Origin of the sequence: Proteus sp. G3927, assembly GCF_963894685.1 — a bacterium.
Taxonomy (GTDB): Bacteria; Pseudomonadota; Gammaproteobacteria; order Enterobacterales; family Enterobacteriaceae; genus Proteus; species Proteus mirabilis.
This window is the reverse complement of the sequence record NZ_CAWQGX010000032.1, coordinates 90,294-107,160: the sequence shown is the minus strand read 5'-3', so window position 1 is coordinate 107,160 and position 16,867 is coordinate 90,294. Positions and strand designations below refer to the sequence as shown.

Here is a 16,867-nt window from a genome sequence, read left to right as displayed (position 1 = left end):
ATTTCATGCTATTTAATATGTTGAGATAATTGTTAGATAAAATTAATAACAATATTCTTCTTTTTTACACTTATAGTGAATTTTGTCAATTAGTGCGGTGTTATTATCACTTAAACTTTACTAAGCCCAGTAGACTTCTATCTTATGAAAAAAGAAAATTCTCATCACGCTATCTACAACAACAAATAAACATTTAATTAACACCGCGCAACTTTTATAGATAGAAAACCTACATAGCTCACAAAATTAATATAATCAGATGGGTTTTTAGCGAGGATACAGAACTTTATGATGTGTTCGGTGTAAGTTTTTTTCACACAACTTGATTATAAACAATAACAAATCTGTCTTTAAATGACAGAAACTGGCTAATCTAAAAATAACGGTAGATTAATAAAAAAACATTTTTATTATTTGTTTTTAAAAATTAATATATTTTTTGAAATGCAATTAAAATCAGTACTATTTTCATTTATATCCCGATGAATTAGCAAAAAAATATCCTTTATCGTTGTTATGAACCATAAAGGATATTCTGAGCGTTAGCCTACTTCTTCAAAATTTTTGCTTTAATTGGCTAAAGTCGTACCAAACCATTGTAGCTTTTGATTTAAACTGACGACTTCACCAACAATAATTAATGCAGGACTTTGCATTGAGTTTGCCATTTCAGCCAGTTGCTGTAATTGGCCAACAACCACTTTTTGTGTCGCCAGTGTACCTTTTTCTACTATTGCCACTGGCATAGTGGCACGCATATGCTGATTAAGTAACATTTGCTGAATGTAATCGGCTTTACTTAGCCCCATATAAAAAACCAAAGTTTGGTTATCTTGTGCGATACATTGCCATTGTGCGTCGTTCAGCCCTTTTCCATGCCCAGTAATAAAACGCACACTTTGTGCATAATCCCGATGTGTTAACGGAATACCGGCATAAGTGGTACAGCCTGATGCCGCAGTAATGCCGGGCACCACAGAAAAAGGTATTTGATGCTCAATTAAAGCTTCTAACTCTTCACTTCCTCGACCAAATATAAAAGGATCACCCCCTTTTAACCTCACTACCCTTTTCCCTGCCTTAGCGTGATTAATAAGAATTTGGTTAATCTCCTCTTGAGGAACACAATGAAAACCAGCTCGTTTACCAACATAAATACGCTCCGCATCTCTGCGCACTAAATGCATAACCTCATCAGAGACTAATCTATCATAAACCACAACATCGGCTTGCTGACATTGTTGCAGCCCTTTAATAGTCATTAATCCTGCATCTCCAGGGCCTGCCCCCACCAACACCACACTCCCTTGGGGCTGGTTATTTTCCGCTAGCAATGTGCTGATACGTTGTTGAATGCCGTTATCTCTACCTGCATCAATTTCTGCTTGTAGCGCTTTATCTGCAAAAAAACGCTCCCAAAAATAGCGTCTAGCACTCATGGTGGCAAAACGTTGTTTAACTTGTTCACGTAATTTCCCTGCTAACTGCGCTAAAGCGCCTAGTGAGTTAGGCAACCACTGTTCCATTTTTTCACGTAAGATACGTGCAAGTACTGGGGCTTTTCCTCCCGAAGAAATTGCAACCATAATAGGGGAACGGTCAATCACTGAGGGCATAATAAAGCTAGCTTGCTTGGGCGAGTCAACCACGTTACAAAAAATGCGTTGTTCTGTGGCCTGCTGATAGACGAGTTGATTCACTTGCTCATTATCTGTGGCCGCAATGACTAGCCATTTGTCAGCTAAATCAGCAACACTAAATTCAGCCGTGAAACACTGTAATCGTTGCTCGTTTTGCCACTGCATAAATTGTGGTGTGAATGTCGGTGCAACAACGGATATAACCGCCCCCGCGTCCATCAGTAAACGTGCCTTACGCTCTGCTACTTCACCGCCACCTACTAATAAACAAGGTTTATTGTTGAGCTGACAGAATATTGGAAAATAATCCATCTGGGTTCCCCTATTTATTGGTTTTATCAATGACGCGAACGCACACTGACGGTATTGCCTTCGACTTTGACTTCATAATGAGTAATTGAATAGTGCTCATCTTCAAGGCAATAACCATCTGTTAAGCGAAAATGCTGCTTTTTCAGTGGACTGACGATATATAACTCATTGTCATGCTCTGCAATTAATCCCCTTGATAAAACACTCGCTTGCGCGAAGGGATCAATATTACTTAATGCGTAGAGCCGTTCATCTTGGTATGGACGGAAAATAGCCACCTGATCTTGCTCCACCAGCGCACAAACGCCAGTTCCCACAGTGATGTCATCTAATTGGCAAACCGCTATCCATTGACTCATGATTGCGTCTCCTCTGTTACCATTTTGATATCAATACGTTCATGCACGCGGGCAGGACGATGCTGAGCACGCTCTTTTACCATCTGTATATTAGGATCGGGCATCGGATTGTTAATAAAGTGCGCAAAACGTTTCAATGCTTGTGGTGAATCAAGGGTTTCTTGCCACTCACAGGCTACGCGCTCTTGTAAAACTTTAAGCTCTTTTTCTAACTGTGCATTTAAGCCTAACTTGTCGTGAATAATGACTTCACGTAAATATTCAACGCCCCCTTCTAAGCTTTCTAACCAAACGGAGGTTCGTTGTAATTTGTCTGCAGTACGGATATAGAACATCATAAAGCGGTCAATATAATGGATCAGCGTTTCTTCATCTAAATCCGCCGCGAATAGATCGCCATGACGCGGTTTCATGCCTCCATTACCACCAAAATAGAGATTCCAGCCTTTTTCTGTGGCAATAATCCCTACATCTTTCCCCTGAGCTTCAGAGCATTCACGAGTACAACCAGATACCCCAAATTTCATTTTATGCGGCGTGCGGATCCCTTTATAACGATGTTCTAAAAAGACACCTAATCCAACACTATCGCCAACCCCAAAACGACACCAACTGTTTCCTACACAAGTTTTTACCATACGGATCGCTTTGGCATAGGCATGGCCTGTTTCAAAACCCGCGGCAATTAATTTCTGCCAAATCGCCGGTAAATCTTGCTTCTGTGCACCAAACATCGCCATACGTTGAGAGCCTGTGATTTTGGTGTATAAATTGTATTCTTGCGCAATTTGTCCAATCGCAATAATACCCGCTGGCGTAATTTCACCGCCGGGGGAGCGTGGAATAATAGAGTAAGAGCCATCTTTTTGCAGATTGGCGAGGAAGTTATCATTCGTATCTTGTAGCGCAACTAAGTCATCACGCAAGATATAGTCGTTCCAACACGAAGCCAGCAGAGAGCCGACGGTTGGTTTACAAATTTCACAACCATAGCCTTGACCATGTTTTTTCAATAGTTCATCAAAGCTTTTCAGCCCTTCAACACGAATAAGATGATAAAGCTCTTGGCGAGAATAGTGAAAGTGTTCACAAAGGTGATGGTTAACTTCAATGCCTTGTTTTGTGAGTTCCGCATTTAATACTTGAGTGATAAGCGGAATACATCCCCCACACCCCGTTCCCGCTTTTGTTTCTGCTTTAATCGCCGCAACCGTATGACAACCTCGTTCAATAGCTTGAATAATGTCGCCTTTGCTTACATCAAAACAGGAGCAAATTTGTGCTGTTTCAGGTAATGAATCAACCCCGATTGCCGGTTTACTTCCAGCATGAGCAGGTAAGATTAATGTGTCAGGATGTTCTGGTAATTCAATTGTATTTAATGCTAACTGTAACAGATTGCCATAATCTTCCGTATCCCCAACCAATACCGCACCTAATAGGTATTTATTGTCTTCACTCACTATCAGACGTTTATAAATCTCTTTACCTTCATCAAGATAAATATAGCTACGACAACCTGCTTGGCGACCATGAGCATCACCAATACCCCCTACATCAACCCCGAGTAGTTTTAATTTTGCACTTAAATCCGCCCCTTGGAATGCTGTCTGTTGACCTAATAGATGATCAACGGCTACCTGAGCCATTTTATAACCCGGGGCAACTAACCCAAATGTTTGGTTATGCCAAGAAGCACACTCCCCAATGGCATAAATATCTGCATCTGAGGTTTGGCAATAGTCATTAATCACAATCCCCCCTCGTGGTGCTATATCGAGAGAACATTGGCGTGCTAATTTATCTTTCGGACGTATACCAGTTGAAAATACGACAAAATCAACCTCAAGTGAGGAGCCATCGGCAAACTGTAATGTTTTACGCGCATTTTCCCCTGTCGATAAGATCGCTTGGGTGTTTTTCGCTGTGTGTACTTTAACCCCCATGCGCTCTATTTTACGTTTGAGTTGCTCTCCTCCCATGCTATCAAGCTGTTCTGCCATTAGCGTTGGCGCAAATTCAATCACATGGGTTTCAATACCTAAACTTTTTAGCGCACCAGCAGCTTCTAAACCTAATAGTCCGCCACCAATAACCGCCCCTTTACGGCTTAAACGAGCACAAGCTTCAATCGCATTTAAATCTTCGATAGTTCGGTAAACAAAACAATCTGGTGAGTTGTTTCCATTAATAGGAGGAACCCATGGGTAGGAGCCTGTTGCCATGATCAATTTGTCGTAGCTAACACAACGCCCGGTATTGGTGTGCACCACTTTTTCTTCACGATTAATGGTGATCACACGCTCACCCACTAATACTTCAATATGATGTTTCTCGTAATAACCGGGTTTAACTAACGAGAGCTCTTCAGCGGTGTGATGAGAAAAATAGGAAGAGAGATGGACTCTATCATATGCAATACGAGGTTCTTCACAAAAGACGATAATATTGAACGTTTCATTGCCGCCCTTATCAATCAATTCTTCTATATAACGGTGTCCAACCATGCCGTTACCGATGATTGCGAGTGTTTTCTTGCTCATTTTTGCCTCAGATCTAAAGGTATCTAAGGTTAAAATACGAGGCTACTCATAAGAGATATTGATGAATATCAAATACAGCTTAATCAATTCAGCCAATACAACTTAATAGTCAACATATTACTACCAAAGTAGTATTTTATTCGTCGTTTGTTGCGATTAATTATTCCTCAACCATAATTAATTCAAAAGGCTTATAACGAGGTGTTATATATAAGTGTAATAAAAACTTTGCGAAATGCGCTTATTTTGCCTAAGTTAATTTCCAAAAGTAATAACTAATAAGTTATTGACATAATAACGAAAGCGAGACTATTTCAGGGAGCGTCCAATGAAAGTGAAAACCAAATTATTATCATTACTTGTGATGGGTGCTCTCAGTGCCCCTGTATTGGCAGCAACACCCGCCAATACATTGATTGTAGTACAAGGCCTTGATGATATTGTTAGCCTTGATCCTGCCGAAAGTAACGAATTATCAAGTATTCAGACCGTACCAAGTTTATATCAACGTATTGTTCAGCCTAACCGTGACAATCCAGAAATTAACGAGCCAATTTTAGTCGAGAGTTGGCAGGCTCACCCTGAACAAAAATCTATCGTCTTTAAAATTAAACAGGATGCAAAATTTGCCTCCGGTAATAGCGTACGCCCAGAAGATATTATCTTCTCTTACCAGCGTGCAGTGACGATGAATAAATCCCCTGCTTTTATTTTAAATGTGCTAGGTTGGAAAGCAGATAATATTAATACCCTCTTGAAAAAAGTCAGTGATAAAGAGATTGAAGTACGTTGGACAGCAGATGTTAGCCCTGATGTGGTACTTAACATCCTTTCTACACCAATCGCTTCTATTGTTGATGAGAAATTGATTGCCGCACATATTAAAAATAATGACTTTGGTAATAATTGGCTAAAAATGAATTCGGCTGGTAGTGGTGCTTATAAAATGCGTGCCTACAAACCTCGCCAAGCCATTGTGTTAGAAGCTAACCCTCTTTCACCGACCGGTGCGCCTAAGATAGCCAATATTATTATCAAAAATGTGCCCGATCCCGCTTCACGTCGTCTGTTAATTGAAAAAGGCGATGCGGATATTGCCCGTGACTTAGGTACAGACCAAACTGCAGCATTAGCAGGTAAACCGGGCATTCAAATTTTAAATATCCCTTCTGCTGAGCAAGTCTATATGGCGTTTAATACCGGTAGCGGAAATCCGCTTCTTAGCAATCCGGCATTTTGGCAAGCAGCGCGCTATTTGGTCGATTATAAAGGGATCACCAATGACTTAATGCGTGGGCAATATTTTATTCACCAAAGTTTCTTACCGGTGGGATTACCGGGGGCATTAGAAGATAATCCATTTAGTTTTGATCCGCAAAAAGCGAAAGATATCTTAGCAAAAGCAGGAATTACTCATGCACGTTTTACTCTCGATGTAGAAAACAAAGTTCCTTACATCACCGTTGCACAATCTATTCAAGCAAGCTTTGCACAAGCGGGTGTACAGGTTGATCTGTTACCTGCTGCCGGTAGTCAAGTTTATAGCCGAGTGAGAGCAAGGCAGCACCAAGCGGCGATCCGTTTTTGGATCCCCGACTATTTTGATGCTCACTCCAATGCTAGCGCTTTTGCCTATAATGACGGGCAATCGAATACCGTGGCTTGGTTAAATAATTGGAATATTCCTGAGTTAAGTAAACAAACACTCGTCGCCCTGAATGAAGCGGATAAGGCTAAACGTCAGTCCCTTTATACTGAAATGCAAAAAGAGCTACAACGCAGTTCACCTTACGTGTTTATCGACCAAGGCAAAAATCAGATTGTATTACGGGATAACGTGAAAGGTTATGCTCAAGGTCTAAATGCCGATATGGTCTATTACGACAAAGTCACTAAGTGATCATTTTCCTGCCACCACTCACAATCATGCTATTGTGAGTGGTCTATTTTTTGCGATTTCAAGGCTGTTGCCGTATGAATACACTCACGATATCCACTCGCCTAAAAAGCCAGTTGTTTACCTTGGTTCAAGGTATATTGACATTGGCGCTAACACTTTTAGGGTTACTGGTTATTACTTTTACGCTTTCTGCGTTTTCCCCTGTTGATCCTGTTTTACAAATTGTTGGTGATCACGCCAGTATTGAAACTTATAATCAAGTAAAACATGAGTTAGGGTTAGATTTACCCATCTACATGCAATTTTTCCACTATGTAGAAGCACTATTGCAAGGAAATTTAGGTACGGCGACGTCAACGGGTCAACCGGTATTTGATGATTTAATCGCCACCTTTCCAGCCACTTTAGAATTAGCCACTGTCGCCTTAGTCATTGGCGCTAGTTTGGGGGTTTTATTTGGTGTGTTATGTGCGCGTTTTGTTGGCACCCCCTTTGATTTTATCTTACGCTTTTTAACGCTATTAGGTAGCTCAGTCCCTATTTTCTGGTTAGGTTTGATATTACTCCTTATTTTTTATGCCACATTGCAATGGACAGCAGGCCCAGGACGTTTGGATGATATCTATCAATTTACCATTGAGCCAGTAACCGGCTTTGCCTTGATTGACACCCTACTGGCAGGTGATAAAGATGCCTTTCTAAACGCCCTATCACATCTCATATTACCGGTTTCTCTGCTAGCCTATTTTGCACTGGCATCTATTACCCGTTTAACACGCTCTGCCTGTTTAAATGAGATGAATAAAGAGTACGTCACTCTCGCCAGAGCAAAAGGGATTGGCGAATTACGTCTCTTATTTACCCATGTATTACCTAATATTCGCGGTGTGTTGATGACCATTATCGCCTTGTCTTATACAGGGATGTTAGAAGGTGCCGTATTAACAGAAACAGTATTTTCTTGGCCGGGGATTGGTCGTTATCTCACAACGGCTCTCTTTGCGGGTGATACCACCGCAATTATGGGGGGCACACTTGTTATTGGTCTATGTTTTGTGCTTATTAATACTATGACAGATATCGTTATTCGTCTGACTGATCCGAGGTTACGCTAATGTCACTCTCCTTTTTAACAAAAATAGCGCGTTCACCTTCAGCGTTTATCGGTCTGTCATTGCTGCTCCTTCTGCTACTAATTGCCATTTTTGCCCCTTGGTTAGCGCCTTATGATCCGAATTGGCAACACGCTGCACAACGCTTATTAGCCCCTAATGCCGCACACTGGTTAGGTACTGATAGTTATGGTCGCGATATTCTTTCACGCTTAATTTATGGTACACGCCCAATGTTAGGTTTGGTGGGCCTTGTTGCCTTGATAACACTACCATTAGGGCTATTTATTGGCATTTTATCCGGTTATTACGGCGGTTGGACAGAGCGGATTTTAATGCGTTTTACCGACATCATTATGTCTATGCCCTCCTTAATTTTAGCCTTTGCCTTTGTCGCCATGTTAGGGCCGGGATTACTTAACGGTGCATTAGCCCTTGCACTTACAGCATGGCCGGCTTATGCCCGCCAAGCCCGTAGTGAAATTCAACACTTACGCAATAGTGATTACCTTGCAGCCGCTGAAATGATGGGAATTAAAGGTATTAGACTATTATGGGGGCATATTCTTCCTTTATGTTTACCTTCTGCCATTGTACGTTTAGCCCTTAATTTAGCGGTGATCATTCTTGCTGCAGCAGGTTTAGGTTTCCTTGGGCTAGGTGCTCGCCCTCCCATGGCGGAATGGGGAGCAATGATTGCCGAAGGGATGCCCGTTATTTTTGATCAGTGGTGGGTGGCCGCTATTCCGGGTACAGCTATTTTAATCAGTAGCCTTGCTTTTAACTTATTGGGCGATGGATTACGCGATGTATTAGGAGAAAGCCATGAATAAAGCCCCTTTAATCGAAGTCGATAATCTGTGTATTGATTTTCCACGTGCTAGAGTGGTGAATAATGTCTCCTTTCAGTTAGGACAAGAGCGGTTAGCGCTGGTGGGTGAATCTGGTTCAGGAAAATCGATGACGGCACGCTCATTAATGGGCTTAGTGCGTAAGCCGGGTCAGGTTTCTGCCGATAAATTGCATTTTATGGGGGACGATCTCCTCGCTTATTCTCCTAAGCAATGGAACCAGTTACGAGGAAAAACAATATCAATGGTATTACAAGATCCTCGTTATGCATTAAACCCAGTGAAAACCATTTATCAGCAAGTAGAAGAAACGGTAAAACTCCATCAAAAATTATCCCATAAAGAGCGACATGCATTAATTACTGAAACTTTGCTTTCCGTGGGATTACCGGAACAGAGTATTTCTCGCTACCCCGGTGAATTATCGGGCGGTATGGGACAACGCGCGATGATCGCTATAGCGCTGATTAATAACCCAGCGGTACTGATTGCGGATGAGCCAACTTCCGCACTAGATGCACAGCTACGACATCAAATATTAGAACTTATCATTACCCAATGCGCACAACGAGATATGGCTTTGTTGTTAATTAGCCATGATCTACCTTTAGTGGCTGAATATTGTGATCGTGTTATGGTCATGTATCAAGGGGAGCAAGTGGATGAACTTGAGGCAAAAGCATTACCTCAAGCCACACATCCATACACCCGCACCTTATGGACCTGTCGCCCTAATGCGAGTACCTATGGTACACAATTACCGGTATTAGATAGAACACTGAATTTTAAAGGTACACCTTATGCTAATTGATATTCATCATTTACGCGTTCAATTTGAACAAAATAGACAGATTAAGCAGGTGGTAAAAGGTGTCAATCTACAAGTTAAACAAGGCGAAACCTTTAGTTTAATTGGTCGTTCTGGTTGCGGTAAATCAACTGTATTACGGGTTATAGCCGGATTATTACATCATTGGCAAGGGGATATTAAGTTGTTAGGGCAAGCAATTAAGCCACAGCAACGCTTTCAAGGTAAGTTACGCCGTAACATACAGATGGTGTTTCAAGATCCCTATGCTTCATTACACCCTCAACATCGGATAGAACGAGCATTTATTGAGCCGTTAAAAATTCATCATATTGCTTATGATAAAACAACAATAACCTCAGCGTTAGAGCAAGTCGGTTTAGAAGGCGATATTGCTTATCGTTATCCACATCAACTATCAGGTGGACAACGTCAACGTGTGGCTATAGCCAGAGCATTACTGTTGCAACCACAGTTGTTATTGTTAGATGAGCCAACCTCTGCACTGGATATGTCGGTACAAGCAGAAATTTTAAATCTACTTAATACCTTAAAAAAACAGCATAACATGACTTACCTTTTGGTCAGCCATGATGCAGATGTTATTGCACATATGTCGGATAGCGCAGCGCTAATGGAAGAGGGTCAATTGACTTGCCATTATGATAGAAAAGCGCTTTCTCAAGGGCTTCATCGTCTTGATTAATTAAAAAATAGCCACAAAAAAGACAACAAAGAAAGAAATGATAAGAGCAGTATTAAATATCAATACTGCTCTATTGGTAATATTACACTGTGCTTATACTAATAATCCCGGAAAAATAGAACGTAACCCGGTGACAATAAATTCAATACCTAACGACATCAACAATAACCCCATAATACGCGTGACAACGTTGATACCGGTTTGACCTAAGTATTTAACTAATAAAGTGGCACTACGAAACAGTAACCAACAACAAAAAGCAAAAAAGATACTGGTCGCAGCAAGACCTAAGAAATTAGTCACCCCTTCCCAGCGTGAACTCCAAACAATACAGGAGCTAATTGCACCAGGACCTGCCATCAACGGTAATGCTAAAGGCACCACCGCAACACTGCTACGTACTGCTGATTCATTTTTTTCTTGGTTATTTTGTTTATCTTCTCCTAAGCGCCCATTTATCATGGTCATTGCGATTGTCACTATCAGCATCCCCCCAGCGATACGAAATGAATCAATAGAGATGCCAAAAATACTCAGTATCGAATCACCTATTAATAGGGAAATAACCAAAATAATCGCAACGGAGCCATTGGCAATTAAGTTTGTTTTATTACGTCCTGCATCCGTTTGATAACTCGTCATACTGATAAATACAGGCAAGATCCCTATCGGGTTTACAATAGCAAAAAGACCGACAAAAAATTTAATATAACCGGATAAATCCAGCAGTGCCCCCATGAAAAGCCCCTTCTTGGCTAATAAACATGCGAATTATGCTCTAAAAGATAGAGTAACTCCAAAAAATGCGCGTTACTTTAAATCAATAAACCAGTTAATTCTATTACTTAACATTATTTTGGCTAAATTTTTCGCTAGTAAACAACCATAACTCTAGTGATTTAATTTTATATCCTAGAGAGTCTTACAACAAAAAAATAGTCCATTTATTTTTGTAATTAATTATCATTACTATTTAAACACTTGCTGAAAGGTGTCAGCTTACTATTATTGTGATGTAGATCACTTTAATTAATTAGAAAGATGATAAGCTGTCATCATTCAGAAAAAGGAGATCTTTTTAAAATATATTTGTATTTGTTATTGTTTTTTCTTAGCTTTTTAAGCAAATTAGAGCTTCTAATAATAATGACTTAAATAAGTATAGAAATTTTGATTTGAGCTATTCTTATTTAGTGATGATTTTACCGGCTAATTTGCTTAAAAAGTTTAACATTTTATCAGGAGTCTCTTTATGTCTGTAACTAACGTTACTGAACTCAATGATCTGGTTGCTCGTGTAAAAAAAGCTCAGCTTGAATTTGCTAACTTTTCTCAAGAAAAAGTTGATGCAATTTTTCGTGCTGCTGCATTAGCTGCCGCTGACGCCCGTATTCCTCTTGCAAAATTAGCTGTTGAAGAGTCTGGCATGGGTATCGTTGAAGATAAAGTGATCAAAAACCACTTTGCTTCAGAATATATCTACAATGCGTATAAGGACGAAAAAACCTGCGGTATTTTGTCTGAAGATTTAACCTACGGTACTATCACTATTGCTGAACCTATCGGTATTATCTGTGGTATCGTGCCAACCACTAACCCTACTTCTACCGCTATTTTTAAAGCATTAATCAGCTTAAAAACACGCAACGGTATTATTTTCTCTCCTCATCCACGGGCGAAATTAGCCACAAACCGTGCGGCTGAAATTGTGTTAAACGCTGCAATCGCCGCGGGTGCACCAAAAGATATTATCGGCTGGATCGATGAACCTTCAGTGGCATTATCCAATGCATTAATGCACCATGATGATATTAACCTGATCTTAGCAACAGGTGGCCCAGGAATGGTAAAAGCCGCTTACAGTTCAGGTAAACCTGCTATCGGTGTTGGTGCGGGTAATACTCCTGTTGTTATTGATGACTCAGCAGACATTAAACGTGCAGTTGCTTCTATTTTGATGTCAAAAACCTTTGATAATGGGGTTATTTGTGCTTCAGAGCAATCTGTTATCGTCGTAGACAGTATCTATAAACAAGTTCGTGAACGTTTCGCCACTCACGGCGGCTACATGTTAACCGGTAAAGAGTTAAAAGCTGTTCAAGATATTATCTTAAAAGATGGTAACTTGAATGCAGCTATCGTTGGTCAACCGGCAGTGAAAATCGCAGAAATGGCCGGTATTGAAGTGCCTGTTAACACTAAGATTTTAATTGGTGAAGTTAAAGAAACTACTGATGCAGAACCTTTTGCTCACGAAAAACTATCGCCTCTGTTAGCAATGTACCATGCACAAAACTTTGAAGATGCGGTACATAAAGCAGAAAAATTAGTTGAAATGGGCGGTATTGGTCATACTTCTTGTTTATATACCGATCAAGACAACTGTCCTGAACATGTTGCCTACTTTGGCGACAAAATGAAAACTTCCCGTATTTTAATCAATACACCGGCATCACAAGGGGGTATTGGTGACTTATACAACTTTAAACTCGCTCCTTCTCTCACTTTAGGCTGTGGCTCATGGGGTGGTAACTCCATTTCTGAGAACGTAGGGCCAAAACACCTTATCAACACTAAAACCGTGGCGAAAAGAGCAGAAAATATGTTGTGGCACAAACTTCCTAAATCAATTTATTTCCGCCGTGGTTGCTTACCTATTGCACTGGAAGAGATTGCAACTGATGGTAAAAAACGCGCATTTATCGTTACAGACAGTTTCTTATTCAACAACGGTTACGTTGATGAAGTGACCAATGTACTGAAAAAATTTGGTGTTGAAACGGAAGTTTTCTTTGAAGTTGAAGCAGATCCCACATTAAGTGTCGTACGCAAAGGTGCAGAGCAGATGAACAGCTTTAAACCTGATGTGATCATCGCATTAGGTGGCGGTTCACCAATGGATGCGGCTAAGATTATGTGGGTAATGTATGAACACCCAGAAACACACTTCGAAGAATTAGCATTACGCTTTATGGATATTCGTAAACGTATTTATAAATTCCCGAAAATGGGTGTGAAGGCTCAAATGGTAGCAATTACCACAACATCAGGTACAGGTTCTGAAGTTACACCATTTGCTGTTGTGACTGATGATGAAACAGGCCAAAAATATCCATTAGCAGACTACGCATTAACGCCAGATATGGCGATTGTAGATGCCAATCTGGTGATGAATATGCCAAAATCACTCTGTGCTTTTGGTGGTTTAGATGCGGTGACTCACGCATTAGAAGCTTATGTTTCTGTATTAGCCAATGAGTATTCTGATGGTCAGGCACTGCAAGCTCTGAAATTGCTGAAAGAATATCTGCCAGCAAGCTATCATGAAGGTGCTAAAAATCCGGTTGCTCGTGAGCGTGTCCACAATGCAGCCACCATCGCAGGTATTGCATTTGCTAACGCCTTCTTAGGGGTTTGTCACTCAATGGCGCATAAATTAGGCTCTGAATTCCATATTCCTCATGGTCTTGCCAATGCGTTATTAATTTCTAACGTTATTCGTTATAACGCGAATGATAACCCAACAAAACAGACTGCATTTAGCCAATATGACCGTCCACAAGCACGTCGTCGTTATGCTGAAATTGCTGATCACTTAGAACTGTCTGCTCCTGGTGATCGCACTGCAGCTAAGATTGAAAAACTGTTAGCTTGGTTAGAAGAGATGAAATCTTCATTAGGTATCCCTGCTTCTATCCGTGAGGCGGGCGTACAAGAAAGTGATTTCTTAGCGAAAGTGGATAAATTATCAGAAGATGCGTTTGATGATCAGTGTACTGGTGCTAACCCGCGTTATCCGCTGATCTCTGAGTTAAAACAACTGTTATTAGATTCTTACTACGGCCGCGAATTTAACGAGCACCCTGTTGCTGAGGTAAAAGAAGCGAAGCCTGCGAAAAAAAGCAGTAAGAAATAATAGCGCTATCTCTGTATTAACAGATTAGCCTTCAATCTTCGATGATTGCTTTACTATAAAACCAGCCACAAGGCTGGTTTTATTTTGTCTATCAATGGATAACAATAATGTTCTAATCCCCTTATCTCTCAATTTATTTTTCTTCCTTATATTTAATATGATATCCAGCAAGATAGATGAGAGAGCCGCCTTGTGATCATCACTTTTAGGTATACGTTGCTAAAACAGCACCAATCGCCCTCTCCCTCATTTTTATCAACATCCATCTCTTTATTCAGCTTAACCGTGATTAAGCGCTTAACGTGCTTTACAGCGCTTTGATATCTGATTACCTAGAAATGAAAACGCTAAAATTTCTCATTGAGTTAAACCGCACTACTCAATTACTCCTATGATAAGGCTTATCACACAAAAATGAGAGTTGAGCAAAAGTAGGCACTATTAATGTAATAAAATGAGGTGCTTATTTTTTAATAAGCACTTTTTACCGCAGCACCATAAAAAAGAGAAATATCAAAAGATTTTGATCTATCGAAGAAAGGAATAAACTTATAAAAATAAAATTTCAATAAAATATTATCGAACTCACTTTTGCTTATTAAGCGGTATATAACATTAAAAGTAGGGGCTATTTGTGTATTTTTTATCTAATTAATACTACTTTAGTGGTAATTCACATGTTTAAATTTGGCCTATTAAGCACAGTTTCCTCTTTTTTACTCATAACCAATATGAATATTTAGATATAAACATTTCACCTGAGCCATTAAATGGTTGAAATGTTTTTTCACTCACAAGCATTTTTTCTCTTCTTTATTCAGTTTTATTAAACTATAAATAATGGCGAAGTATCAAATGTCATCATCTTAGAACATTTGTAAAAATCAATATCTACATCACAAAACAAAGAACCTACGTATATCTGATTACCTTTTTATTGATTAAAGATAATGAAACGGAGAAAACGAATAAATATTTCTAGAAAAAAACTAACATTTTTTTACATTATTGATGCTATTTTCAGTTATGAATTATAAAACACAGTAAATATAAAACGTAACTTCTAAAAATAGATAACCTTTTTTTAGTATAACAAGAGATAACATTTATTTAGACGATTATATTTCCCCCCCTCTATTCCCGCACCAATTAACAATAGAGAAGAGGAATTTTGCATTATAACTGTTCAATTCGTCCTTTTAACGTAGCCTCTGTATAATGTTTGCGGCACACTGAAACATATTTTTCATTACCACCTATTTCCACTTGTGCGCCGTCTGAAAGTACTTTCCCATTTGCCGCTAAGCGTAATACTTTATTTGCTTTACGCCCGCAGTAACAAACTGTTTTAAGCTCAACGAGCTTGTCAGCCCATGCAAGCAAATAAGCACTACCGGTAAATAATTCACCTCTAAAATCCGTTCTTAAGCCATAGGTTAAAACGGGTATATCATAACTATCGGTAATTTCACAAAGTTGCTCTACATGTGCTTTAGTCAAAAATTGGCATTCATCAATCAAAACACAATGAATAGGCTCTTTATTATTTTCAGCTAAAATAGCATCACGAATATTCATATCATCACTGAAAAGCAATGCATCAGCACTTAACCCTATCCTTGAGGTTACTTTTCCCTTGGCAAAACGCGTGTCTATCGCTGCCGTAAAAATCAAAGTTCGCATTCCTCGCTCATTATAGTTATAAGAAGACTGCAATAAAGATGTTGATTTTCCGGCATTCATAGCTGAATAATAAAAGTAAAGCTGAGCCATCAGCTCTCTCCTTAAATAGTGTGTATTATCGCGGGAAGCAGTTTAACATAAACAAACGAGAAGTTATCAACGACAACTATTTATAGCCTTTATTTCTATAAAAGATATAGCGAAAAAAGCGCAGGATCACTGATGAGGCAATTTTTTTGTTTAAAAAATAAATAGCCTTAATAGGTACTTAACATATTAACCCCGCCTTTGATATACAGTTATTAAACTATGAAAGTTACTCTAAGCGCATTTTTAGAAAAAAATCCGTTATTATAAAAAAGTAGACAACGTTTTCTATTCTTTTACATTAGCGCTATCACCAGTTAAAAGATGTATATCATTACTAATATTTCCTTTATTGGCGAAAGATGCCCCAACTTTTAATATTTTTTTGTAAAGATATTCGTTTTAAAAAAAGAAAATTTACGTTTGGTTTGTATTTAGCTATTGCAGAATTTTAAATAGCAATCTATTATTAGTATTACATCAGCCAACAACATTTATTTGAGACCAGGAAAATGAGCGAATCTTTAAAAATATTAAATAACATCCGTACTCTTCGTGCACAGGCAAGAGAAACTTCTTTAGAAACTTTAGAAGAAATGCTTGAGAAACTTGAAGTCGTTGTTAATGAACGCCGCGAAGAAGAACAAGCAATGCAAGCTGAAATTGAAGAACGTCAGCAAAAATTACAAAAATACCGTGAGCTATTAATTGCCGATGGTATTGATCCAACTGACCTGCTTGAAGCTGCTGGCGCAAGCAAAACTGGTCGTGCTAAACGTGCAGCACGTCCTGCTAAATATTCATACGTTGATGATAATGGTGAAACTAAAACTTGGACAGGCCAAGGCCGTACACCAGCTGTAATCAAACGTGCAATTGAAGAAGAAGGCAAATCTTTAGAAGATTTCCTCATCTAATTTAATGCATACTCTATTTAAAATACCCTTTTA

General features: G+C 39.4%; 12 protein-coding genes. 7 read left to right on the top strand and 5 right to left on the bottom strand.

What is annotated here, in order from left to right:
• Positions 1 to 569: 569 nt before the first annotated feature.
• Genes cysG through nirB form a run of 3 tightly spaced genes read right to left on the bottom strand, consistent with a single transcriptional unit; the run spans position 570 to position 4,854 of the window.
• Positions 570 to 1,952, bottom strand: coding sequence for a siroheme synthase CysG (cysG, locus tag AACV00_RS15360; protein WP_004243233.1), 1,383 nt, complete (start codon positions 1,950 to 1,952; stop codon positions 570 to 572).
• Positions 1,953 to 1,978: 26 nt separating this feature from the next.
• A complete protein-coding gene (nirD, locus tag AACV00_RS15355) occupies positions 1,979 to 2,311 on the bottom strand; it encodes a nitrite reductase small subunit NirD (protein ID WP_004243234.1) in 333 nt (110 codons plus the stop codon).
• A complete protein-coding gene (gene nirB / locus AACV00_RS15350) occupies positions 2,308 to 4,854 on the bottom strand; it encodes a nitrite reductase large subunit NirB (RefSeq protein WP_036895112.1) in 2,547 nt (848 codons plus the stop codon). Before nirB ends, nirD begins: the two co-directional genes overlap by 4 nt.
• Positions 4,855 to 5,188: 334 nt before the next feature.
• Here nirB and AACV00_RS15345 point away from each other — a divergent pair, with 334 nt between their 5' ends.
• The 5 genes from AACV00_RS15345 to AACV00_RS15325 all read left to right on the top strand — a co-directional run bounded on the left by AACV00_RS15345 (position 5,189) and on the right by AACV00_RS15325 (position 10,231).
• Positions 5,189 to 6,754: an ABC transporter substrate-binding protein gene (locus AACV00_RS15345; protein WP_170827679.1), complete on the top strand. Its 1,566-nt coding sequence runs from the start codon at positions 5,189 to 5,191 to the stop codon at positions 6,752 to 6,754.
• Between the two features lie 74 nt (positions 6,755 to 6,828).
• Positions 6,829 to 7,869 carry an ABC transporter permease gene (locus AACV00_RS15340; RefSeq protein WP_161680341.1) on the top strand — a complete coding sequence of 347 codons (1,041 nt, stop codon included), beginning with the start codon at positions 6,829 to 6,831 and terminating at the stop codon, positions 7,867 to 7,869.
• Entirely contained in the window at positions 7,869 to 8,699 is an 831-nt protein-coding gene (locus tag AACV00_RS15335) for an ABC transporter permease (RefSeq protein ID WP_020945758.1), read from the top strand. Before AACV00_RS15340 ends, AACV00_RS15335 begins: the two co-directional genes overlap by 1 nt.
• Positions 8,692 to 9,528, top strand: a complete 837-nt coding sequence (locus tag AACV00_RS15330; protein ID WP_049199047.1) for an ABC transporter ATP-binding protein — start codon at positions 8,692 to 8,694, stop codon at positions 9,526 to 9,528. The genes AACV00_RS15335 and AACV00_RS15330 overlap by 8 nt, the downstream gene beginning before the upstream one ends.
• Positions 9,518 to 10,231, top strand: coding sequence for an ABC transporter ATP-binding protein (locus AACV00_RS15325; RefSeq protein ID WP_161680343.1), 714 nt, complete (start codon positions 9,518 to 9,520; stop codon positions 10,229 to 10,231). Before AACV00_RS15330 ends, AACV00_RS15325 begins: the two co-directional genes overlap by 11 nt.
• Before the next feature lie 93 nt (positions 10,232 to 10,324).
• On the opposite strand, the gene AACV00_RS15320 is transcribed toward AACV00_RS15325, so the two are convergent.
• Entirely contained in the window at positions 10,325 to 10,969 is a 645-nt protein-coding gene (locus AACV00_RS15320; protein WP_004243244.1) for a YchE family NAAT transporter, read from the bottom strand.
• 514 nt (positions 10,970 to 11,483) lie between these two features.
• Between AACV00_RS15320 and adhE the strand changes: the two genes are divergently transcribed.
• The gene (gene adhE, locus AACV00_RS15315; RefSeq protein WP_004243246.1) at positions 11,484 to 14,147 is read left to right on the top strand and encodes a bifunctional acetaldehyde-CoA/alcohol dehydrogenase; all 2,664 of its coding nucleotides are present in this window, start codon (positions 11,484 to 11,486) and stop codon (positions 14,145 to 14,147) included.
• Positions 14,148 to 15,323: 1,176 nt separating this feature from the next.
• On the opposite strand, the gene AACV00_RS15310 is transcribed toward adhE, so the two are convergent.
• Positions 15,324 to 15,920, bottom strand: a complete 597-nt coding sequence (locus AACV00_RS15310; protein WP_004243248.1) for a thymidine kinase — start codon at positions 15,918 to 15,920, stop codon at positions 15,324 to 15,326.
• A 509-nt stretch (positions 15,921 to 16,429) separates the two neighbouring features.
• Here AACV00_RS15310 and hns point away from each other — a divergent pair.
• Entirely contained in the window at positions 16,430 to 16,834 is a 405-nt protein-coding gene (hns, locus tag AACV00_RS15305) for a histone-like nucleoid-structuring protein H-NS (RefSeq protein WP_004243249.1), read from the top strand.
• Positions 16,835 to 16,867 lie beyond the last annotated feature (33 nt).